Here is a 21,733-nt window from a genome sequence, read left to right as displayed (position 1 = left end):
ATGACCGAAAGCGTCCAGGCCGGCACCACCGCACCGGGCGATCGCACCGAAGCGGGGGTGCGCGAGCTGGTGCGGTCGATCGTGATCGAGCTGAGCCCCGGACGGGACGAGTCGGCCGGGCCCGACGCGGGCCTGATCGAGACTCTCGGCTACAACTCGCTCGCCCTGATCGAGCTCGCGTTCACGCTGGAGGACGAGTTCGACCTGGCCCCGATCGAGGAGGCCACCGCCCGGCAGATCACCACCATCAGCAGAGTCGAGGACCACGTCGTCAACGAGCTGGCCGGGCGGGGCGAACTCGTCGCCGACCCGTGACCGCGGCACCCGCCGCCGACCGGGACGCCTCGGCGGCCGACACCGCGGCGAGAGCGCTGTTCCTGCGGATGTTCCGGGCGATGCTGGCGACGCAGGAGTCCTTCACCGCCTACCTCGGGGCCAAACTGGGTCTCTACCGGGCGCTGCACGACCACGGACCGGCCACCGTCGCGCAGCTCGCCGCCCGCACCGGCCTGCACCACCGGTACCTGCGCGAGTGGCTCGAACAGCAGGCGAGCAGCGGACTGCTGGCCTGCGACGCCGCCGACCGACCGTGGCCACTGCGGATCTACCGGCTGCCGCCGGGCCACGAGCGGGTGCTGATCGCCTCGGACGACGCGCTGTCGCTGACCTCGGCCGCGTTCCTGCCGGTCGGCGGCATCGCCGGCGCGCTGCCCAGCCTGCTCGCCGCGTTCCGCACTGGGGGCGGTCTGAGCGCCGAGGTCTTCGGTGCGGACTGGCGCGACGGGCACGGCGGCGCCAACCGGGCGATCTACACCCACGAGCTGGTCGGGTGGCTTGGCCGGCACCTGCCCGACGTGGCGTCGCGCCTGTCCGACGGGCCGAGCCACATCGCCGACATCGGCTGCGGGGCGGGCTGGGCGAGCATCTCGCTGGCCAGGGCACACCCGCGGGCCAGGGTCAGCGCGGTGGATCTGGACGCCGACGCGGTGGCCCAGGCGCGCGCGCACGTCCAGGCCGCCGGCCTGGCCACCAGGATCGACGTGCGCACACTCGACGCGGCCGACCTGGCCGGCGGCGACCTGTTCGACCTGGTGTGCCTGTTCGACGTGGTGCACGAGCTCGCGCAGCCGGTGCCGGTGCTGCGGGTCTGCCGGCGGCTGCTCGCCCCGACCGGCACCGTGCTGGTCCTCGACTCCCGGGTGGCGGACGCGTTCCACGCGCCGGGTGACGAGATCGAACGATTCCAGTACGCCACCAGCGTCCTGCACTGCCTGCCGGCCGGCCTGGCCGGAGACGCGGCCGTGGGCACCGGCACCGTCATGCGCCAGGGGACCGTGCGGGGATACGCGGCGTCCTCGGGTTTCGCCGACGTCCGGAGCTATGACCTCGACGACCGCCTACACCGGCTCTATCGGCTCGAAGAATAGCGCGCGTTGACATCACGGCTGGCCCAACCCTAGCTTTGCGTGAAGGACACTGCGCCAGCCCCGAATAGAAGGGCTAATCGGGTGATCGAAACTAGCGTGCAAAAAGAGGACCTGCGCGAGATCGTGGCGGAGGTCCTCGAGGTCGACACCGATGAACTGACTGACACCGACGATTTCGTCGAGGTTTACGAGGCCGATTCGCTGCGAGCGATCGAGATCCTCGCGAGAATTGAGAAGAAATACAAGGTGGAAATACCGCAGTCGGAACTGGCCAAGATGCTGAACCTCGACGCGGTCTGCGAGGTCGTGGCCCGGTATGTCGGGACCTGACGGCCGGGGCACCCGGCGCGTCGCGGTGACCGGCCTCGGACCGGTGTCCAACATCGGCACCGGCGTGCGGGAGTTCGGCTCCGGGTTGCGCGCCGGGCTCGTCGGATACTCGAAGATCCGCAGCTTCGACCCGACCGGATTCCCGCACGCCTACGCCGGTGAGGTGCCGGACTTCGATCCAGGGCCAACGCTCAGGCGGCTTGAGGCGGGCCGGTGGGGCCGGTCGGGACAGTTCGCGGCGGTCGCGGCGCGGCTGGCCGTCGAGGACGCCGGCATCGCCATCGACCGGCGCGACGCCCGCCGGGTCGCGGTGGTGATGGGCACCACCAGCGGCGAGTCGCGGCTGGTCGACCAACTGGCGGCCCAGGCGGTGGCCGCCGGCGGCTACGCGGGCTTCGACACCAACGAGCTGACCAAACTCCCCGCTGCCCGGCTGGCCAACGCGGCCAGCGAGGAACTTGGCGCCGCCGGCCTCTCGGTCACCCTGGCCACCGCCTGCTCGGCCAGCAACTACGCCATCGGGTACGGCTTCGACCTGGTGGCCGTTGGCGCGGCCGACGTGGTGATCGCCGGCGGCGCGGACTCCGTGTGCCGCTGGGCGCACGCCGGCTTCTACCGGCTCGGCGCGCTCAGCGAGGACAGGTGCTCGCCGTTCGACCGCGACCGCACCGGAATTCTCACCGCCGAGGGCGGTGTCGCGCTGACCCTGGAAGCCATGGACCGAGCGCACGCCCGCGGCGCCCGCGTCTACGCCGAGGTGTTCGGCTACGGATTGAACTGCGACGCCCGGCACATGGTCACCCCGAATGCCGACAGCATCGCGGAATGCATGCGTCTCGCGCATGCCAACGCCGGCGTCAAACCGCAGGAAATTGACTATATCTGCGCGCATGGGACGGGCACCGCAATCAACGACCAGGCCGAGGCGCAGGCGGTTCGGCAGGTGTTCGGGGCGAATCCGCCGCCGATGAGCTCCATCAAATCGATGCTCGGCCACACCATGGGCGCGGCCAGTGGTTTCGGCGCGGTCGCCGCCGTTCTGGCGATCGCCGAGGGATTCCTCCCGCCAACCGCGAACTGGTCCATCCCGGATCCTCGGTTCGACTGGCTGGACCCCGTGCCGAACCAGTCCCGACCGGCAACCGTGCGGGTGGCCCAGAACAACGGATTCGCCTTCGGCGGCAACAACTGCATCACGGTGTTCGGCGCCCTGCCATGAGCGCCGACCTGGTGGTGACCGGCCGAGGCGTGGTCTGCGCCGCCGGGATCGGCACCGCCGCCATGACGGCCGCCCTGGCCGACGGCGCGCGCCCTGCTCCGGACGTCACCGCGCTCTACTCCGACGCGATGCCGCAACCGACCGGGTACGCCCTGGTCGACTTCGACGTGCGGGCCCTTCTCGGCCGCAAGGGCACCACCTTCCTCGACCGGGCCACCGGCCTCGCGCTGGTCGCCTTCGGGGAGGCGCTCGCCGAGGCCGGCCTGGTGATCGACGACGAGTCCCGAACCCGCGTCGGCATCGCGCTGGGCACCACGGTGGGCAGCCTGCGCTCCTCGGCCGACTACAGTCTCGAAACCCTCGTGGCGGACCGGCCCTACCTGGTGAACCCCGCGCTGTTCCCCAACACGGTGATGAACTGCGCGTCCGGCCAGGCCGCGATCCGCTACGGCCTGCGCGGGGTGAACAGCACGGTGGCCACCGGCCGCGTGGGCTTCCTCGGCGCGTTGGGCTACGCCGCCAACGTGCTCCGCCGCGGGTACGCCTCGGCGATGCTGGTCGGCGCGGTCGAGGAGTTCACCCCGCACACCGCGTGGACGCACCACCGGCTCAGGCGGCCAGGACAGCCGGGCGAGGCGGCGGCGGTGTTCGTGCTGGAGCCGAGGGCCAACGCCGTCCGGGCCGGCCGCCGGGTGTTGGCCGAGCTCGCCGCGATCGAGGAGGGCTACCACCCCGGCGACGACCCGGCGGAGCGCGGCGCGCTGCTGGCCGGCTGTCTGTCCGGCGTCCTGGCCGAGGCCGGCGCCGAACCCGGGCAGGTCCAGTTCGCCGCGACCACCGAGGCATGGAACGCCGACGACGAACTGATCGGGCGGGCCGCCGTGGCCGCGCTACCCTCGGCCCGTCCGGTGCGCGTGCGCGACGCGCTCGGCGACTGCGGAGCGGCCGCCGGAGCACTCCAGTTCGCCGCGCTGCTGGACGCCGGTGGCCGCGGGACCGGTGTGCTGGCCGGCTGGTCGCCGGAGGGCGCATTCGGCGCGGCGGTGCTGCGCGGCCGCGACAGGGCGGAGGTGGCCTGATGCCTGATTCACACGGCGCGGACCTGTTCGCGCTGACCGACCTGTGCACGCCGTGGTGCCTGCGGGTGGTCGCCACGCTGCGGATCGCCGAGCACATCGCCGACGGCACGACCGACGTCGACAAGCTGGCCGCGGCGGCCGGTTGCGACCAGGACGTGCTGCACCGCGTGCTCGGGCACCTGGTGTCCAGGGGCGTGTTCGCAGAGCCGGCTCCCGGGCAGTTCGCGCTGAACGAGGCCGCGCGCGGCCTGCTGGACCCCGCCCTGGTCCTCGGCCTGGATCTGGACGGCTTCGGCGGGCGGATGGCCCACGCCTGGGGCAGCCTGCTCACCGCCGCGCGGACTGGCCGGCCGGCCTACGACACCGTGTTCGGTCGCCCGTTCTGGGCGGATCTGGACGCCCATCCCGACATCGCCGCGAGCTTCGACGCCCTCATGGGCCCTGCCGGCCATGGCGAACCCGACCCCGAGGTGCTGCTCGACGGGGACTGGGACGCGGTGCGCACCGTGGTCGACGTCGGCGGCGGCACCGGAACACTGCTCGCCGGGGTGCTGCGGGCGCGCCCCGCCACCACCGGGATCCTGATCGACCTGCCGCGAACCGTGGCGAGGGCCGCCGGCACCTTCGACAGCGCCGGGGTCGCCGGCCGGGCCACCACGCCCGGGGGCAGCTTCTTCGACCCGCTGCCGGCCGGGGCGGACCTCTACCTGCTCAAGTCCGTGCTGGCTGACTGGCCGGACGCGGAGGCCGCCGCGATCCTGAGGCGGTGCGCCGAGGCGGTGAGCCGGACAGGCCGGGTGGTAGTCCTCGGCGGGGTGACTCCCGGCGCGGCGGCGGGGGAGTCGGACCTGCTGATGATGGTGCTGCTCGGCGGCCGGCAGCGCACCCTGGCGGAGTTCGCCGAGCTCGCCGCGCGAGCCGGGCTGGCGGTGACCGCCTCGGGCCGCCAGCCATCCGGCCGCTACGTTGTGGAGTGCCGTCCCGCCCCGACCGGTTGAGGAGCCCGCCATGAGCGAGCTTGCGAGCGAATCATTCAATGCAGGGCGCCACCGTGGGCTCATGCCCTCGACGAGCGCCAGCGAGGAGACGGCATGACCCTGCATGACATCGAGGTCCGCACCCTGTCCGGGCGCGCCACGACGCTCGGGGAGTTCACCGGCCGGTCACTGCTGATCGTCAATGTCGCCTCGCGGTGCGGCGCGACGCCGCAGTACGCGGGGCTGGAGAAGCTGCACCAGCGGTACGCCGAGCGGGGCTTCGCCGTGCTCGGCTTCCCCTGCAACCAGTTCGGCGGCCAGGAACCCGGCACCTCAGCGGACATCCAGGAGTTCTGCACCACCAACTACAGCGTGACGTTCCCGATGTTCGACAAGATCGAGGTGAACGGCGGGGACCGGCATCCGCTGTATGCCGAGCTGACCAGGGCCGCCGACGCGGCCGGGACGGCCGGCGCGGTGCAGTGGAACTTCGAGAAGTTCCTCGTGTCGCCTGGGGGCGAGGTGCTCGGCAGATTCCGCACCGGAACCGGGCCGGACGCCGCCGAACTGGTCGAGGCCATCGAGGCGAGCCTACCGTCGTCCTGATCACTCCACAATGGACAGAGCAACGCCGAACCGGCCGGCCCGGTCGGTCCACCAGCGGGTGAGCGGGAAACCTCCGGCGGCGAGCTCGGTCCGCACACCCTCTGGCCGGAACTTCGCCGAGATCTCGGTGCGCATCTCCTCGCCAGCGCCGAACGTCACGACCAGGCCGGCGCCGGGCAGCGAGACGACCTGGCGGCGCACCGAGCGCAGTCGCATCTCGATCCACTCCCGCCCGGCGACCCACCTGGCCACGTGGGCGAAGCCGCCGAGGTCGAAGTCCGCGCCCAACTCCCGGTTGAGCACCCGCAGCACGTTGCGGTTGAACCGCGCGGTCACGCCAGCGGCATCGTCGTAGGCCGCGACCAGCACCGCGGGGTCCTTCACCAGGTCGGCGCCAAGCAGCAGCGCATCCCCCGGCACCAGCGCGCGGCGCACGTCCCGGAGGAAGACCGCGCGCTCGGCCGGCGGCAGGTTGCCGATCGTGCCACCGAGGAAGGCCACCAGGCAGCGCCCGTCGCGCGGCAGCGCGGTCAGCTGCGCGCCGAAGTCGGCCTGCACCGCGTGGATGGCCAGGTCCGGGCTGTCCGACCGGAGCCCGTCGGCCGCGGCGGCCAGGGCGGTGTCGCTGACATCCACCGGCACATACAGCGCCAGGCTCGCCGCCTCGCGCAGAGCGGCCAGTAACAGCCGCGTCTTCGCCGACGACCCCGAGCCCAGATCGACCAGCGTCCCGGCCAGGGTCAACCGCGCGATCTCACCGGCCCGGTCGGCGAGAATCTCCCGCTCGGCCCTGGTCGGGTAGTACTCCGGCAGCCGGGTGATGTCGTCGAACAACGCGCTGCCGACAGCGTCGTAGAACCACACCGGCCGCAGGTGTTTCGGCGATGCGGACAAACCGTCGAGAACGTCCTGGCGCAATGCCGCATGCCGATAACCGTCGGACAGTCGGCGTTCGATGGTCAACGCCCTCACGGCGCCTCCACTCCAGCGAGACAGGAATCGCGCACACTGGTGCCCGTAAATTACCGCGATAAGCTTGATATATGCGAGAAAGTGTGACGCGAGAATTGACGGCCGGCCCCTTGTCGTATCGGGAGGAGGTCGCCTGGAATGAATTCAACACCGACCGCGCGACATTCTTCAAACGCGGCGCGGTGCTGGCCGTCGACCTGCCACCCGGCCTCGACGCGGCGGACGTCGCCGCCCTGCTCGACGCGGTCTGCGCGCGCCACGCAATCTTCCGAACGGCCTACGACACAACCGCGGGCCGACCGGTCCGGCACATCCTCCCCACCCACCCCCACACCGTCCGCCCGGCCGGCGAGCCCGACGAGACCGACCGCGACCGACGCCGGCACCTGATGCCGGACGACCTCCTGCGGGCCCATGCCGCGCCCGGCCCGCACGGCGGCACGACGCTCTCGTTGCGGCTCAACGAGATGATCACCGACACCTGGTCGTGCGCCCGGCTGCGGACCGAGATCGAACTGCTCGGCAGGGGACAGGACCCGCCGCCGCTCGAACTGGGCTACGCCGACTTCGCCACCGAGGAACGGGCGCGCTCGCTGCCCGCCGCCAGCGAGTCCTACTGGCACCGCCAGCTGGCCGGCGTCGCCGCGCCGCTGGCCCCGCTGCCGGACGGCCCCGACCCCAGCGGCGACGTGGCCGGCGAGCGGATCGTGGTGTTTCCCGACGAGCTCACCGAGACGCTGCGCGCGGTGTGTCGGCGCACGCGTACCTCGCCGTTCATGGTCGTCACCGCGCTTGTGGCGCTGGCGATCGCGAGCATGGGCGAGAACCGCGACGTCACCGTGTCGACCATGGCAAGCATCCGGCCCGCGAAATGGGCCGACGTGCAGGGCAACTTCACCAACCTCACCATGCTGAGGACCGCGCTGCCGGCGCGCCCGGGCTTCGACGACGCGCTCTCGGCCGCCAGGGCGGCGGTACTGGCAGCTATGGCCCGGCCAGTGCCGTACCTGCGGCTCGCCGAGCTGACCGGCGGCGCGCCGCCAATCCCGCCGGTCCGGGTGCACTACCTGCCCAGCCGGGCGCACCACTACAACCGCACGCTCGACACGCGGCCCTCCGGCGCATCCTGGGTCGAGGAGGCTGACTTCGCCGAGTGGCCGCTCGACCTGGGTTTCGCCGAGGACAGCCGAGGGCGTGTCGCCATCTGGGCGAGCTACGACCCCCGGCGCTACACCCACGCCATGGTCGAACGCCTGGTCGACACCTGCCGCCGCCTCCTGGACAGCCAGTCGCTCCTGCCGCGCTGACCACGACCGCTGGCAACGCCCGTCCGCAGGGCCAGACACGCCAGCGGTCACCGGAGCAACTCCGGCGACCGCTGGCGTGTCTGGCCTACGAGCCCTCAGAGCGCCGGCGTTGGCTCGCTTCGCCGCGGGCGCCGCTCCGCCAGCAGCGCCGCCAGCCCGGCCACCGTCGGTTCGGCGAGCAGGTCGGCGATGGTCATCCCGAGCGGGGACAGCTCGGCCGAGCCGTTGATCGCGTCGACCAGCCGCACTGCGGTGTCGATGGCTGCCCTTGGGTCGGCAAACACGCTCTCACCCGCGGCCAGCCGCTCGTTCCCGCACGCGGACCTGGCGATCCGCAACAGGTCCCGCTCGATCTGCGCCGCGTCGCGCCCGGCGGTCGCCGGCCGCTCGCCGGCTCGGTCGGCGCGGGCCACCTCGGCCTCCCGCCGCGCCGTGCCCGGCACCACGGTCCGCAGCGAGTCGACAGTTCGGTCGGGGTCCTCGGCCACCGCCGTCAGCACGTCCCGGAACGACCCGAGGAAGTCCTGCACGCTTTCGGGCGGGTAGACCCCGCCGGGGTTGTTCGCCTCCAGCACAAGGCCGGGAGCGGCGCCGTCCAGCCGGGTGCCCTCCTCCATCGCGAAGACCTGGAAGTCGCTGGCCGTCCCGATGCGGCTGCCCGCACAGACAATCACGTCTAGGTCCGCGGGCCAGTCGGCCATGCGGCCGACCGCGAAGAGCGCGAACTGCACCATGCCGCCGGCCAGGGCCGCGTTCGTGTTGGCCGCCTCGCCCCGGTGCAGCACCGAACCCAGCACAAGGCTCATCGGGATCCGCTGGTGCCGCAGCCCGGACAGAACCTGACCCCGGACGTCGGCGATCAGGGCGGCGCAGGTCAGCGAGTCATCCACGCTGCACTTCACGAACGTCTGCGTCTCCAGCGAGCCGATCATCGACCGGTGCTGTGCCCGGGTGCGGTTCGCCGACGGGCTGCGGACCAGGAACGACTCGCTGCCCGAGCGCAGGTACAGGGTGAGTTGGAGGGCGGCGAGCAGCACCATGTACAGGCTGCACCTGCTGGTCCGCATGAGCTGGCGGATCCTGTCGACCAGTTGCGGCTCGACGAAGGCCTGCTGCCGGTCGGCGAAGCCCTCCGGGACTACCGTCATGGCGTAGCCGGGCTGGGCGGGCGCGCCGGGCGGGCCGAGGATCGCGTCGAGGTCGATGCGGTCCGCGTCGCGCAGCAGTTCGGTCAGGTGCGTCACGCCGGGGTCATCGCCGTGCAGGGTCTCGTTCTGCCAGTCGATGAACTCCCGGTAGGGCAACGGTTCCAGCGGCGCCTCGGCGCTGGCGGGGACGCCGTCGCGGTAGAGCCCGGACAGCTCCTCCTCGAGCAGGACAAGGGAAGCGGCGTCGACGGCCAGGTGATGAGTGGCGAACAGGACGAGGTGCTCGGTCGGCGAGATCCTGGCCACCATGCACCGGGTCTGCTTGCCCCTGGCGATGTCGATCTGTTTGGTCCGCTCCGCGTCCATGTAGGCGAGGGCGCGGCTCTCGCGGTCGCTCTCCGGCTCCTCCGAGCTGAAGTCGCGCCAGATCCACTCGGGCGTCGGGTCGGTCGACACGACGCGCGCCAGGCGGCCGTCGACCGCCTCGAAGGTGGTTCTGAGCGTGTCGTGCCGGCGAATCAGTTCGGTCACGCATGCGTGCAGCCGGTCGAGGTCCAGCGGTCCGCGGACGCGCCGGCCCAGCGTGGCCGTGGTCCGCGCAATCGAACCGGGAGTGAGATTCTCGACGAGCCAGAGCCACTGCTCGTTGAGGGACAACGTCGACGCCGTCACCATAGTTTTCCTCCGCGGCATTCATCGGACTGTGGCCGCGGGGCACTCGAAACGGAAATTGGCGCCCACGTCAGCGCCACCATTTACGGAGGCAACACTACGATGCGGACGACCCGGCCCGCCAAGAGCGGACTTGCCGCAGTTGCACACCACGGGGGCAATTGGAATCGGCGAGTGACGTTGACACCGCCACGACAGGCTGGACACCATCGGCGCATGGTGTGCCTCGGCAATCGGCGTGGCCCGGTCGGTGACCGGAGATGAGCCTTCTGTCGCAGCGCACATCGGTGTTCGACCCGCTGGATCCGGCCTTTCTCGACGACCCTTACCCGTGCTACGCGCGATTGCGCGCGGCCGGTCCGATGGTCCGCGACGGCGCCGCCCAGTGGGTGGTGGCGCGGCACGAGCACGTCGCGCGGCTGCTACGCCATCCCGGGCTGCGCAGCGAGTGGCCGGAGTCCTTCCAGCAGATGCGCGTCGGCGAGGGCGCGGCCGGGGACTTCCTGCGGCGCGTGCTGCTGCACCGCGAGGGGCCGGACCACACGGTGCTGCGCAGGCTGCTCGGCAGCACGATGCAGGCCACCCCCGGCGCCGCGCTGCGTGAGTGCGTGGCGCGGGTGACCGATGCCCGACTCGACCGGGCGCTGGAGTCGGGAATGCTGGATGTGATGGCCGACCTGGCCATCCCCGTACCGGTCGCCGTCGCCTGCGAGATGCTCGGCATCCCGGCCGCCGACGTGCCGCTGGTCGAGACGTGGGGCATCGAGATCATCAAGGCCTTCACGGTGATCCTGCCCGAGCCGGACCGCCCGAATGTGGACGCGGCGATCGAGGAACTGCGCGCGTATCTCGCCGAGCGGCTGCGGACCTCCCCGGACTCCGACAAGCTCGTCGGGATCTTCGCGGAGCTGCGGCAGTCGGCGGAGGGGACCACGCTGACCACGGACGAGCTGATCGACAACCTGATCTTCCTGCTGGTCAGCGGTTTCACCACGACGGTCCACGCGATCGCGGCCATCGGCGCCGTGTTGCTGCGGCATCCTGACGTGTACCGGCAGCTGCGGGCCGACCGTGCCCTGGTCGGCCGCGCGGTGGAGGAGATCCTGCGCTACGACGCGCCGATCCAGCACGTGTCGCGGTTCGCCGCGGAGCGCATCGAGGTCGAGGGCCTCACCATCCGCCCAGGCAGGGTGGTGCACCTGTTGCTTGGCGCGGCCAACCACGACGAGCGGCAGTTCACCGAGCCGCAGCGGCTGGACATCCGGCGCGATCCCAACCCGCACGTCAGTTTCGGCGCCGGCATCCACACCTGTCTCGGCGCGGGTCTGGGCCGCCTGGAGTCCACCTTCCTGTTGGAGCGGCTGTTGGAGCGGTGCGCTGACGTCGAGGCCGGCGGCGAGCTGGTCCGCCGGCCGGTGCAGGTCTTCCGCACCTACGAACGACTCCCCGCGAGGCTCACCGCGGCGTGACGACGGAACGGAGCCCTCCATGCCCGAGCGAGCAGGCCTGCACGGCGCGCGATTGTTGCTGCGGCTGCGGTGGACGTTGTTCCGGGAGATGGTGCGCACCAGCCCGGGGCTGTGTGTGCTGCTGCTGTTGGCGATCATGCTGCCGGCGGCGCTGAGCGGCGCGTTCGTTGTCGCCACCGGGGTGGTTATCGACACCGTCGCGACGGCGGCCAAGGACGGGTTGACCCCGGCGGGTTCCCGCACCATGATCACGGCGCTGGTGGTCGCGGGCGTCCTCTACACGGTGCAGATGACGCTGCACCCCACCGGCGCGGCGGCGTGCGACGTGATGGGCCGGCGTCTGGAGGGTCGACTCCGCGACCGGGTCATGGCCACCGTGCTCGCCCCGCCGGGCCTCGCCCACCTCGAACAGCCCGACGTGCTGGACCGGGTGTCGACGGCGCAGACCGTCGGCATCGGCGAGATCCGCCCGCGCGCGGCCGTGCGCGCGGTGAACAACAAGTACAGCGAGCAGTTGCAGGGACTGGTGGGCGCCGGCCTGCTGCTCGGGTACGCCTGGTGGGCGCCCCTGGTGTTCATCGCGGCCTGGACGTTCCTGCGGCACGCGTGGGTGCGCAAGCTTCGCGACTCGGTGCAGCTGACCGCGTTGCAGACCCGCTCGCTGCGGCGCAGCAGCTACTTCCGGGACCTCGCGCTGACCTCGCCGGCGGCCAAGGAGACCCGCGTGTTCGGGATGGCCGGCTGGCTGCTGGACCGGTTCGCGCGGACCTGGACCGAGGCCATGTCGGTGGTGTGGCAGGAGCGCCGCAACGGCGGCCCCCGGCTGTGGATCTCCATCGTGCTCCTGGCCGGGATCCACCTGGCGATCTTTGTGCTGCTGGGCAACTCGGCGGCCAGCGGCGCGATCTCGATCGGCGCGATGTCCGTCTACATCCAGGCGATCCTGTCGCTGGAGGGCGTGGTGTCCTACGACCTGGACCACACCATCGACGCCGGGTCGCGTCCGATCCTGACGGCCATCGAGCTGGAGGAGGAGATGGCCAGGCCGGCGTACCGGATGAGCGGCGAGCTGCCGGCGGCCGGCCTGCCCAGCGAGGGCATCCGGTTCGAGGACGTGTCCTTCCGCTATCCCGGCCAGTCGCACGACGTGCTCGCCGGCCTCGACCTGGAGATCCCGGCGGGCCGGTCGCTGGCGATCGTGGGCGAGAACGGCACCGGAAAGACCACCCTGGTCAAGCTGCTGGCCCGCCTCTACGACCGCACCGGCGGCCGAATCCTGGTCGACGGCGTCGATCTGGTGCGGATCGACCCGCAGCAGTGGTCGCACCGGATCGCCGCGATCTTCCAGGACTTCGTCCAGTACCACCTGACCGCCGCGGCGAACGTGGGGTTCGGCGCGCTGGAGCTGGCCGAGGACAGAGAGGCGCTGGCGACGGCGGCGCGCCGGGCCGGGGCGCTGGAGATCATCGAGTCGCTTCCACAGGGCTGGGACACCATCCTGTCTCGTGAGTTCGTGGACGGCGCCGACCTCAGTGGCGGCCAGTGGCAACGCATCGCGCTGGCCAGGGCGCTGCTCGCGGTGGCGGGCGGAGCCGGTGTGCTGGTGCTCGACGAGCCGACCGCGCACCTGGACGCCCGCGCCGAGGCCGAGTTCTACAACCGCTTCCTCGAACTGACCGAGGGCACCACGACCGTCGTGATCTCCCACCGGTTCTCCACGGTGCGGCGAGCCGACCGGATCGTCGTGCTGGCCGACGGGAAGGTGGCCGAGCAGGGCACCCACGACGAGTTGGTCGCCGAGGGCGGCCGCTACGCGCGGATGTTCGCGCTCCAGGCCGCGCGGTTCGACGAGCCGGCGAAGCAGGTCGAAGCCCATGCCTGACGGACTGCGCGCAGTCGGACTGATCATCGCGCTGACCTTCCGCGCCGACCCGTGGCGGGCGGCCTGGCTGGTGGTGCGCTCACCCATCGCCATGTGCAGCCTGCTGGGCACCGCCTACGGCGCGAAGCTCCTCATCGACGGAGCCCTGACCGCCAACGGGGGCGGTGTGCTGGCCGGCGCCTTGGCGCTGGTCGCGGTGCAGCTGCTCGGCACGCTCTCCGGCGTCGGCAGCCTCGCCGCTCGCGCGATGGTCATCGAGAAGACCACCCTGCTCATCGACCTCAGACTGATGCAGGCCGCACTCGACACGCCCGGCCTCGACCTGCACGAGACGCCACGGCACCGCGACCAGTTGGAGCTGCTGCGGCTGCGCCGGGGCGAGCTGGGGGAGGTCGTCGACTCGGTCAGTCACAACCTGGGCATGCTGCTGCTGACCGGCGGCTCGGTGCTGCTGCTGGCCAGGATCCACCCGCTGCTGCTGCTCCTGCCGCTGGCCGCGATCCCGTCGCTGCTGGTGTCGCCGCTGGCCGAGCGAATGCGTGTGCGGGCGCAGGAGGACACCGTCGAGACGCTGCGCTCCGCGAACCACGTCTTCGAGCTCGCGACCAACGCGTCGCCGGCCAAGGAGATCCGCCTGTTCGGCCTGGGGCCGGTGCTGCTGGACCGGCATCGCCGGGAGTGGGACCGGGCCGACGAACTACAGAACCGCGCGGTCTGGACCGGCAGCTTCCTGGCCGCCGGCAGCTGGCTGGTGTTCGCCGCGGCCTACGTCGCCTCGATCGCCTTCGTGGCGGTGCTGGCCACCCACGGCCGGGCCACCCCGGGCGACGTGCTGATGTCGGTGCAGGTAGCCGCCGGGGTCAACCGGTTCGTCCAGGGCCTGGTGTTCATGGCGGGGTGGCTGTACGGCCAGATCAAGACCGCGGGCCGGCTGGTGTGGCTGACGAACTACGCCCGGTCGGCCCTGCCTCCCGTCGCGGAGCCGGCCGAACCGCCCGACCGGCTGAGTTCCGGAATCACCTTCGAGGGCGTGACCTTCCGTTACCCAGACACCGAACGTGAGGTCATCCGCGATCTCACGCTGCACATCCCGGCCGGCACGACCGTCGCGGTCGTCGGCGAGAACGGGGCGGGCAAGTCCACGCTGGTGAAGCTGCTCGCTCGGTTCTACGAGCCGACCGAGGGCCGGATCCTGGTCGACGGAACGGATCTGCGGTCCTTCGACCCGGTCCGGTGGCGCACCCGGTGGGCCGCCGGCTTCCAGGACTTCGCCCGGTTCGAGCTGCTGGCCGGCGAGACGGTCGGCGTCGGCGACCTGCCGCGCATTGGGGAGCCGGCGGCGATCGACTCGGCGCTGGAACGCGCGGCAGCCACGGGCACCGTGGAGGCCCTGCCGCTGGGCACCCGCACGCCGCTGGGCCGGACCTTCGACGACGGGGTGGAACTGTCCGGAGGACAGTGGCAGAAGCTCGCCCTTGGCCGGGCGATGATGCGCGAGTCGCCGCTGGTGCTGGTGCTCGACGAACCGACGGCGAGCCTGGACGCGGTCACCGAGCACGAGCTGTTTCGCCACTACGCCAGCCGGGCGCGGGGGATGGCCGCCGAGACCGGTGCGATCACCGTGCTCGTGTCGCACCGGTTCTCCACGGTCCAGATGGCGGAGCTGATCATGGTTCTGGACGATCGCCGACTGGTCGAGGTGGGCAGCCACGACGAGCTGATCGCGCGAAACGGCCTCTACGCCGAGCTGTTCGAACTACAGGCCAGCAGTTATCGGTAGCCCGGACAAAGACGCGTCATTGCCAGATCCGACGGCCCGTAATTAGGCTGCCAAGCAGATCCGGTGAGTGTTCCTCGGTCGTTGGGTTCACGGTTTCGGCAGCGCCTCGGTCATTCGCTCGGGGAATCCGGGCCATATTCAGTGTTGGAGCGTGTCTCCTGTGGCTTCTGGACGCCGCGGCCAGCCGGCCGGAATCGTACGCATTGACGACGTCGGCGATCTGATCACGCCGATGGCGGTGCGGGTCGCGGCCACCCTCCGGCTCGCCGAACACATTGGTGACGGTGTCGACACGGTGGACGGGCTGGCCGCGAAAACCGCCGCGCACCGGCCGTCCCTGGGTGTCCTGATCCGCCACCTGGTCTCGGTCGGCGTGTTCACCGCGAGCGGCGACCGGGACATCGCGCTCACCACTCTGGGCCGGCAACTGCGGTTGGCCCAGGAGTTCCTGGACGCGGACAGCTCCGTCGGGCGGTCCGAGCTGTCGCTGGTGCACCTCGTGCACTCCGTGCGAACCGGGGAGGCCGCGTATCCGCGCCTGTTCGGCGCCACGTTCTGGGAGGACCTGACCGCCGATCCGCGCCTGAAGGCGTCGTTCGACTCGATGACCGACCGGCACCTGCGCACCGAGATCGGGCCGCTGCTGGCGGGGTTCGACTGGGCCTCGATCGCGCACGTGGTCGACCTCGGCAGCGGCAACGCCGAGCTGCTGGTCCGCCTGCTGTCCGCGTTCGACGGTCTGCGCGGCACGTTCTTCGACCTGCCGGGCAACACCTGGGTGGCCGAACGCAACCTGGCCAGGGCCGGCCTGACCGATCGCTGCGCGGTGGTCGGCGGCGACTTCTTCCAGCCGCTGACCGGGGTCGACCCCGGCACGCTGGTGCTCAACTCGGTGCTGCACGACTGGAACGACGAGGAGACCTCGGCGATCCTTGGCCGGTGCGGCGAGGCGCTGCGCCAGCAGGACCGGCTGCTGATCGTCGACTCGTTCACCGAGGACGGCGTCGACGACACGCGAATGGACCTGCGGATGCTCGCGCTGTTCGGTGGCCGCCAGCGCACCATCGCGGACATGGCTCGGCTCGCCGAAGGGTCGGGACTGCGCGTCGCGAACAGTCAGCGGCTTCGGAAGAAATGGCTGCTGGAACTCGCGGCGCGATGACTTCGGATGCACTCCTCGCCGTTTCGGTCAGAAAGGAAGGGATCGTCAATGTCCACCACGGGGCCAGACCTTCTGGACAAATCGAGCGGCGTCGACCGGTTGTTCGCTGTCATCAAGGAGGTACTGGGAGTGGTGGTCCAGCCGGACACCCATTTCCTGGATCTCGGCGGCGACTCGATGGACGCCGTCATCATCGCCGACATGATCGTCGAGGAGTTCGGCGTCGGGCCGGAATTGGATTCGTTCTTCGTCTCCAACACGGTGCGGGATCTCGCCGACTCATGGTGGGTCGCGCTGGCCGCCCCGGCGTCCTGACCCGGTTTTCGAGAGAAACCGAGGATCTTCGATGACCACAGTGCAGAGTTCCAGGGCGAGCGAATGGCCCGCGACGCCGATCCAGCGCTGGATCACCGCCCAGGACCAGGCGGTGCCGCAGAGTGGGTACTGGGTGCTGCCGTTCACCTGGACCGTCGACGGGCAGGTCGACTGGCCCGCCTTCACCCGCGCGTTCGAGGCGATCTGCGACCGCTACCCGGTTCTGCTGGCCGCCACCCGGCGCCGGGCGGACGGCTGGGTGCAGGAGGTCCAGCCCTTCGCCGACGTCCCGATGCAACTGCGCGACGCGACCGGCCTCGCCGGCAAGGAGCGTGACCAGTTCCTGCTGGCCCGCTACGAGGAGTACTGCCGCACGCCGTTCAACCTGGCCGAGCAGCCGCCGATCCGGGTCCTGGTTATCCAGCTCGACAGCGAGTTCCTGGTGTTCGGCGCGTATCACCAGACGGTCTGCGACATCGAGTCCATGGCGATCTTCATCGCCGAGTTCACCAGCCTCTACGAGTCGTTCACGCTGGGGCGCCAGCCAGACCTGCCACCGGTGACGATGGACTTCGCCACCTACGCCGCAAGCGTCGTGCCCTCGTCGCGCCAGCGGGAGGTCGACAACATCGCCTTCTGGCGCGAACGGCTGCGGGACCAGCGGCTGGAGTACCCGCTCCCGGTGGACTACCCCGATGGCGTCCGCAACCCGGTCGGCCCGACCGCCTACGTCAAGATCGGCGCACAGGCTACGGCGCTGGCCGTGCACGCCATCGCCACGGAGAACCGGTGCAGCGAGTACGCCGTACTCCTCTCGGTGTTCGCGTTCGTGCTGGCGAAGCGGTCGGGCCAGCCGTCGATCGTGCTGTCCTGTCCGATCTCCCGACGCAGGTCACCTGACCTGTTCGGAGTGTTCGGCCCGCTCACCGACATGACCTGGCTGCGCGTGGACGTCCGCGACACCCTGCGGGAGACCATCCAGCCGACCTTCCACGCGATCCTGGAGTCGCTGTCGCGGCCGTGCCCGATCGACCTGCTCACCGGCGAGGCCCCGGACGGCGAGTCGGGTCTGCCAGCCGGTCCCAACATCCAGAGCCAGTTCTTTCCCCCGGAGCGCGTTGCGAACCCCGACTGGGTGACCTCCAGCGTGAAGGTGAAGGACGTCATGCCGGTCTACCTGCTGACGGGCCCGCTGCACAGCCCGTTCTGGCTGGACCTGACCATCGCCGGGGAGCGCAAGCAGCCCGATACCGACTTCAGCCTCGTCTACCGGTGCGACCTGTTCCACCCGGACACCGTGCGGGCGCTGGCCGCAGAGATCGAGCAGTGCGTGCTCGACTACCCCACGCAGGCGCGTTCCAGCTAGGACGGCGGTGTTCCGGTGAGCGAGCCAGATACGCGGAGCGACCGGCAGGACGAGGCCGACATCTCGATGGTGCGAACCCAGACCGGCCGGCCGGCCTGGCAGGTGAACGGCCACGCCGCCGTGAAGTCCCTCAGTCACGACCCTCGACTGTCCGATGTGGACCCGATGCTGCCCCACACGCGGCCCGACGCCATCGCGTCCACTTCGGACAGTGCGGGCGAGCCGACCGACCCCGATCTGGCCGACCAGGCCGAGAGCCTTGGCTGGTCCAGGGTGCTCCGCAAGGCGTTCGCGACCGAGCGGATCGACGCGCTGCGGCCGAGGATCGCAGACCGGGTGCGCTCCCTGCTTGAGGGCGTCGCCGCCGGCCCGCGACCGCCCGATCTGCACAGTCAGCTGTCAGTGCCGACGGTGAGCTTCGTCACCTGTGCCCTGCTCGACGTGCCACAGGAGGACGGGCACCACTTCCGAACCTGCTGGGAGGCGGTCAAGACCGGCACCCAGGCCGAGGCGGGACAGGGACAGGCCACCCTGCTGCGGTACGTGCGAGCGCTGATGGCGTCCCGCCAGCAGGGTGGCGACGACTTCGTGTCCACGATGCTCACTGCGGCCGGGGACAACCGGGCCTACCTCGACCGCGCCCTGAAGTTCCTGACCAGCCTCGTCAGCAAGGGCCGCGAGACGCCGACCAACGCCCTGGACTGGGCGCTGGTGCTACTGCTGCGCGACCCAGCGCAGTACGACAGCCTCGTGCGGGACCCCCGACTGATCGGGCCGGCGGTCGAGGAGATCCTGCGCCTGTTCCCGGTCATCTCGGGAAAGATCCAGGGCCCGGAGGGGATCCGGCGGTTCGCGCTGCACGACTTCGAGGAACGGGCCAGGGCGCTGCGCCGCGGCGACCTGATCCTGCTCAACGTCGTCGGAGCCAACATGGACACCAGCGTGTTCCCCGAGCCGGACCGCTTCGACCCGCGGCGCACCCCCAACCCGCACCTGACCTTCGGCTACGGCCCGCACTCCTGCCCGGCCGCCCGGCTGGCCAAGATCGAGATCCAGGTGGTGGTGGAGCTCGTCGTCGAGCGCTTCCCGACCCTGCGCCTGGCGATCGACGCCGAGGAACTGCGTTTCAAGGAGCGGCCGACAAGTGAGGGGTTCGACGCGCTGCCGGTCACCTGGTAGCGCGCACCCGACGGTTCGACAGGGGAAGGAGGACGCGGTGCGGCCCGCCGGCCCGCCGCCGATCGCCATGGCAACTGAGCACGACGTGCGGCAGATCATCGCCACACTGCCGGACACCTCGGAACTGCTCTCCGCCGGAGCGCCCTACTTCCGGGTGTCCCGCCGCGGCTTCGCCAAGCTGCGGCAGAACCCGGAGGCCCTCGTCGTGCACACGCGCGATCTGGAGGAGAAGGACGCGATGCTGCGTGCGGCGCCGGAGAAGTTCTTCACCAGCCCACACTACGAGGGCGCGCCCAACGTCCTGGTCCGGTTGGCGGCGGTCGACGTGGACGAGCTGACCGACCTGCTCGTGGCCTCGTGGCGGGTGCGCGCGCCCGAGGAACTTCGGGCCAGGTTCGACCAGGGTCTTGATGCGCGCAGCGGCTCCCAATAGGAAAGAGGCCATGGACGACACGACGATCCGCCCGTACGCGCTCGCGCAGGGAACGGGCTGGACCTACAACTTCGGTGTTGACTTCGTGGTCAAGGTCGGCGAGCTCGGCCAGGGCCGGCGGCTGGCGGTCGTCGAGTACACGACCAGGGCCGGCGAGGAGCCACCGGACCACACACACGACACCGAGGACGAGTTCTTCTACGTGCTCAGTGGCGAGCTGGAGTTCCGCTGCGGGACCGAGCGGTTCGAGGTGGCGGGCGGCGGGTGCGTGTTCCTGCCGCGCGGCATCGAGCACGGCTACGAGATCAAGAGCGCGGGCGAAGTCCAGTTGCTCGCCATCACGGCACCGGCGCCGCAGGCCGCCGCCAGCGGCTGGGGTGGCTTCGTCGCCGACTTCGAGCAGGAGGCTGAGCTGCGGATCAGCCCGCCCGAGGGGTGAGCCATGCCGCCGGACGTGACCGTCGTGGTGCCGGTGTACGACGCCATGCCGTACCTGGTCACCTGCCTGTCCTCGGTGTTCGAGCAGTCGATCGGGCGGGACCGCCTTGAGGTGATCGCGGTCGACGACGGGTCGACCGACGGCTCCGGGACCCAGCTCGACCTCCTCGACACGTGCTGGCCGAACTTGCACGTGACCCACCAGCCGGCCTCCGGCGGCCCCAGCCACCCACGCAACGTCGCGCTGGACCAAGCGCGCGGGCGGTACGTGTTCTTCCTCGACGCCGACGACTACCTTGGACCCGAGGCGCTGGAACGCATGGTCGCGTTGGCCGACCAGCGCGACGCGGACGTGGTGGCCTGCCACCGCAGGAGCGTTGGCGGGCCCAAGGGCATCGCCAGCCCCGCCGACCACGTTCCGCTGGCCGGCCGGCTTCGGCATCCGGGCATCGACGCGCACGACTACATGGCCGCGCTCGGCCGCTCGGCCGCGGCGGCCGAACAGACCGCGCTACTGGTTGCCCTCGGGGACTGCAAGCAGCTGTTCCGCCGGGACCTGATCACCCGGTTCGGCATGCGTTTCGACGAGGAAATGATCTTCGGTGAGGACACCCTGTTCTCCGCCACCTACGTCGACCGGGCCGCGACCGTGAGCATGGTCAGCGACTACGACTGCTACTTCGAGCGGGTCCGCGACGACGGCAACAACCTGACCTCCCGACTGATCGGGACGCTGTCGCACGTCGAGTCGCTGGAACTGGGGCTGCGGCTGGACGATCGCCCGGAACTGCGTTGGCGGCGGGACTTCACGGTGCGCGACGCCGTGCTGGACCTGACCCAGCAGGTGTTCGGCGGGCGCTTCCTGCGGCACGGTCCCGACGCGCGGCGCGTGCTGGTCGACCGGTCCCGCGGGTTGCTCGCGACCTGGCTGACGCCCCGGGTGACCGCCCGCCTGCCGGCGCTCGACCGGGTGAAAGCCGAGCTCATCGCGCGCGGCCTGGAGGCCGAGTTGTCCGAGCTCGTACGGGTCGTCGCGGCTGGTGAGCGCGGACCGGACACCATCAGGGCCGGCCGGGTCTATGCCGGCTACCCGTACCTGGACGACCCGACGGTCGGCGTGCCGGCGAGCTGCTACGACATCACCGGCGAGCTCGAGGTGCGCCACCGCCTGGACACCCTGCGCTGGGACGGCCCCCGGCTGCGGCTGGCCGGGCACGCCTTCCTGGAGCGCGTGGACACCGTCGAGGTCAGCACCGAGCTGGTGCTGCGCGATCGGCTTGGCCGGCAGGAACACCGCTGGCCGGTCAGCCCAGTGCCCACGCCGGAGCTGGCCCAGGAGCACGGCCGGGGCCGTTTCGCGTTCGCCGGGTTCGAAGCGACGGTCGACTGCACGGACGTCGGGGACGGGCGGCCGCTGGCGCCGGGCCGGTGGAACGCCTTCCTCGTGGTGGGCGCGCAGGGCGTGCGCAGGGAGATCCCGCTCGGCGGCAGCCGAAGCGAGGCCGTGGACGCGGCGGCGGGGAGCGGGTCCGCCGGCATTTCGGTCTGCTTCGGCAGGTTGGGCACCCTTACGCTGGACGTCGGCGAGCTGACGTGACGGCGGATGGAGGCGCGACGGTGGTCACCGAGGAGGACGTGCGCCGGGTCGCGTTGTCGCTGCCCGCCACCACGGAGAAGCCCTACAACCGGCTGCCGGGCTTTCGGGTGCGGAACTCGCTGTTCGTGCGGGTCCACGAGCAGCCGGAGGTCATCATGATCGGCTGCGCCGACCTGGCCGAGAAGGACGGGCTGATCGCCTCGGAGCCGGACAAGTTCTTCACCACGGCGCACTACGACGGCTATCCCGCCCTCCTGGTGCGGTTGGCGAACATCGATCTCGACGAGCTCACCGAACTGCTGACCGACTGCTGGCGGCGGGCCGCGCCGAAGCGGTTGCTCGCTGAGTTCGACGCGGCGCACCCGCCAGCCTGAG

21 protein-coding genes are annotated in these 21,733 nt (G+C 71.0%); 19 read left to right on the top strand and 2 right to left on the bottom strand.

Going from position 1 to position 21,733, the window contains the following annotated elements; all coding sequences use genetic code 11:
* From F0L68_RS04325 to F0L68_RS04295, 7 genes are all read left to right on the top strand, one after another.
* Entirely contained in the window at nucleotides 1–315 is a 315-nt protein-coding gene (locus tag F0L68_RS04325) for an acyl carrier protein (RefSeq protein WP_149848074.1), read from the top strand.
* Nucleotides 312–1,427: a class I SAM-dependent methyltransferase gene (locus F0L68_RS04320; protein ID WP_223198481.1), complete on the top strand. Its 1,116-nt coding sequence runs from the start codon at nucleotides 312–314 to the stop codon at nucleotides 1,425–1,427. Before F0L68_RS04325 ends, F0L68_RS04320 begins: the two co-directional genes overlap by 4 nt.
* A 39-nt stretch (nucleotides 1,428–1,466) precedes the next feature.
* Complete coding sequence (locus F0L68_RS04315; protein ID WP_306463141.1) at nucleotides 1,467–1,757, top strand: acyl carrier protein; 291 nt, start codon at nucleotides 1,467–1,469, stop codon at nucleotides 1,755–1,757.
* Nucleotides 1,744–2,976: a beta-ketoacyl-[acyl-carrier-protein] synthase family protein gene (locus F0L68_RS04310; RefSeq protein ID WP_149848073.1), complete on the top strand. Its 1,233-nt coding sequence runs from the start codon at nucleotides 1,744–1,746 to the stop codon at nucleotides 2,974–2,976. The genes F0L68_RS04315 and F0L68_RS04310 overlap by 14 nt, the downstream gene beginning before the upstream one ends.
* On the top strand, nucleotides 2,973–4,055 hold the full coding sequence (locus tag F0L68_RS04305) for a beta-ketoacyl synthase N-terminal-like domain-containing protein (RefSeq protein WP_149848072.1): 1,083 nt from the start codon (nucleotides 2,973–2,975) through the stop codon (nucleotides 4,053–4,055). The genes F0L68_RS04310 and F0L68_RS04305 overlap by 4 nt, the downstream gene beginning before the upstream one ends.
* Nucleotides 4,055–5,053, top strand: coding sequence for a methyltransferase (locus tag F0L68_RS04300; RefSeq protein ID WP_188316383.1), 999 nt, complete (start codon nucleotides 4,055–4,057; stop codon nucleotides 5,051–5,053). The genes F0L68_RS04305 and F0L68_RS04300 overlap by 1 nt, the downstream gene beginning before the upstream one ends.
* 93 nt (nucleotides 5,054–5,146) lie before the next feature.
* On the top strand, nucleotides 5,147–5,638 hold the full coding sequence (locus F0L68_RS04295) for a glutathione peroxidase (protein WP_149848071.1): 492 nt from the start codon (nucleotides 5,147–5,149) through the stop codon (nucleotides 5,636–5,638).
* Here the strand turns inward: F0L68_RS04295 and egtD are convergent, their stop codons facing one another.
* On the bottom strand, nucleotides 5,639–6,610 hold the full coding sequence (egtD, locus tag F0L68_RS04290) for an L-histidine N(alpha)-methyltransferase (RefSeq protein WP_149848070.1): 972 nt from the start codon (nucleotides 6,608–6,610) through the stop codon (nucleotides 5,639–5,641).
* A 110-nt stretch (nucleotides 6,611–6,720) separates the two neighbouring features.
* On the opposite strand from egtD, the gene F0L68_RS04285 reads away from it, so the two are divergent.
* The gene (locus F0L68_RS04285; RefSeq protein ID WP_188316382.1) at nucleotides 6,721–7,917 is read left to right on the top strand and encodes a condensation domain-containing protein; all 1,197 of its coding nucleotides are present in this window, start codon (nucleotides 6,721–6,723) and stop codon (nucleotides 7,915–7,917) included.
* A gap of 95 nt (nucleotides 7,918–8,012) precedes the next feature.
* Here F0L68_RS04285 and F0L68_RS04280 read toward each other — a convergent pair whose 3' ends face one another.
* A complete protein-coding gene (locus F0L68_RS04280; RefSeq protein ID WP_188316381.1) occupies nucleotides 8,013–9,737 on the bottom strand; it encodes a condensation domain-containing protein in 1,725 nt (574 codons plus the stop codon).
* Between the two features lie 260 nt (nucleotides 9,738–9,997).
* Between F0L68_RS04280 and F0L68_RS04275 the strand changes: the two genes are divergently transcribed.
* The 11 genes from F0L68_RS04275 (at nucleotide 9,998) to F0L68_RS04225 (ending at nucleotide 21,732) form a co-directional block, all read left to right on the top strand.
* Nucleotides 9,998–11,206: a cytochrome P450 gene (locus F0L68_RS04275; RefSeq protein WP_149848067.1), complete on the top strand. Its 1,209-nt coding sequence runs from the start codon at nucleotides 9,998–10,000 to the stop codon at nucleotides 11,204–11,206.
* Between the two features lie 19 nt (nucleotides 11,207–11,225).
* Complete coding sequence (locus F0L68_RS04270) at nucleotides 11,226–13,088, top strand: ABC transporter ATP-binding protein (protein ID WP_149848066.1); 1,863 nt, start codon at nucleotides 11,226–11,228, stop codon at nucleotides 13,086–13,088.
* Nucleotides 13,081–14,868: an ABC transporter ATP-binding protein gene (locus tag F0L68_RS04265; RefSeq protein ID WP_149848065.1), complete on the top strand. Its 1,788-nt coding sequence runs from the start codon at nucleotides 13,081–13,083 to the stop codon at nucleotides 14,866–14,868. The genes F0L68_RS04270 and F0L68_RS04265 overlap by 8 nt, the downstream gene beginning before the upstream one ends.
* Before the next feature lie 160 nt (nucleotides 14,869–15,028).
* Entirely contained in the window at nucleotides 15,029–16,030 is a 1,002-nt protein-coding gene (locus F0L68_RS04260; RefSeq protein ID WP_149848064.1) for a methyltransferase, read from the top strand.
* Between the two features lie 48 nt (nucleotides 16,031–16,078).
* Nucleotides 16,079–16,345 carry an acyl carrier protein gene (locus tag F0L68_RS04255; RefSeq protein ID WP_188316380.1) on the top strand — a complete coding sequence of 89 codons (267 nt, stop codon included), beginning with the start codon at nucleotides 16,079–16,081 and terminating at the stop codon, nucleotides 16,343–16,345.
* A gap of 31 nt (nucleotides 16,346–16,376) precedes the next feature.
* Nucleotides 16,377–17,711: a condensation domain-containing protein gene (locus F0L68_RS04250; protein WP_149848062.1), complete on the top strand. Its 1,335-nt coding sequence runs from the start codon at nucleotides 16,377–16,379 to the stop codon at nucleotides 17,709–17,711.
* Between the two features lie 15 nt (nucleotides 17,712–17,726).
* Nucleotides 17,727–18,890: a cytochrome P450 gene (locus tag F0L68_RS04245; protein ID WP_149848061.1), complete on the top strand. Its 1,164-nt coding sequence runs from the start codon at nucleotides 17,727–17,729 to the stop codon at nucleotides 18,888–18,890.
* Between the two features lie 37 nt (nucleotides 18,891–18,927).
* Nucleotides 18,928–19,323: an MmcQ/YjbR family DNA-binding protein gene (locus F0L68_RS04240; RefSeq protein WP_223198480.1), complete on the top strand. Its 396-nt coding sequence runs from the start codon at nucleotides 18,928–18,930 to the stop codon at nucleotides 19,321–19,323.
* Between the two features lie 10 nt (nucleotides 19,324–19,333).
* Nucleotides 19,334–19,762: a cupin domain-containing protein gene (locus F0L68_RS04235; protein ID WP_188316379.1), complete on the top strand. Its 429-nt coding sequence runs from the start codon at nucleotides 19,334–19,336 to the stop codon at nucleotides 19,760–19,762.
* Between the two features lie 3 nt (nucleotides 19,763–19,765).
* Nucleotides 19,766–21,358 carry a glycosyltransferase family 2 protein gene (locus F0L68_RS04230; RefSeq protein WP_149848059.1) on the top strand — a complete coding sequence of 531 codons (1,593 nt, stop codon included), beginning with the start codon at nucleotides 19,766–19,768 and terminating at the stop codon, nucleotides 21,356–21,358.
* A complete protein-coding gene (locus F0L68_RS04225; RefSeq protein ID WP_223198479.1) occupies nucleotides 21,355–21,732 on the top strand; it encodes an MmcQ/YjbR family DNA-binding protein in 378 nt (125 codons plus the stop codon). The genes F0L68_RS04230 and F0L68_RS04225 overlap by 4 nt, the downstream gene beginning before the upstream one ends.
* Nucleotide 21,733: the final 1 nt, after the last annotated feature.

It is taken from the genome of Solihabitans fulvus (assembly GCF_008386585.1).
Taxonomy (GTDB): Bacteria; Actinomycetota; Actinomycetes; order Mycobacteriales; family Pseudonocardiaceae; genus Solihabitans; species Solihabitans fulvus.
Note: the sequence above shows the minus strand (reverse complement) of the source record. Positions and strands in the feature narration are given on the sequence as shown.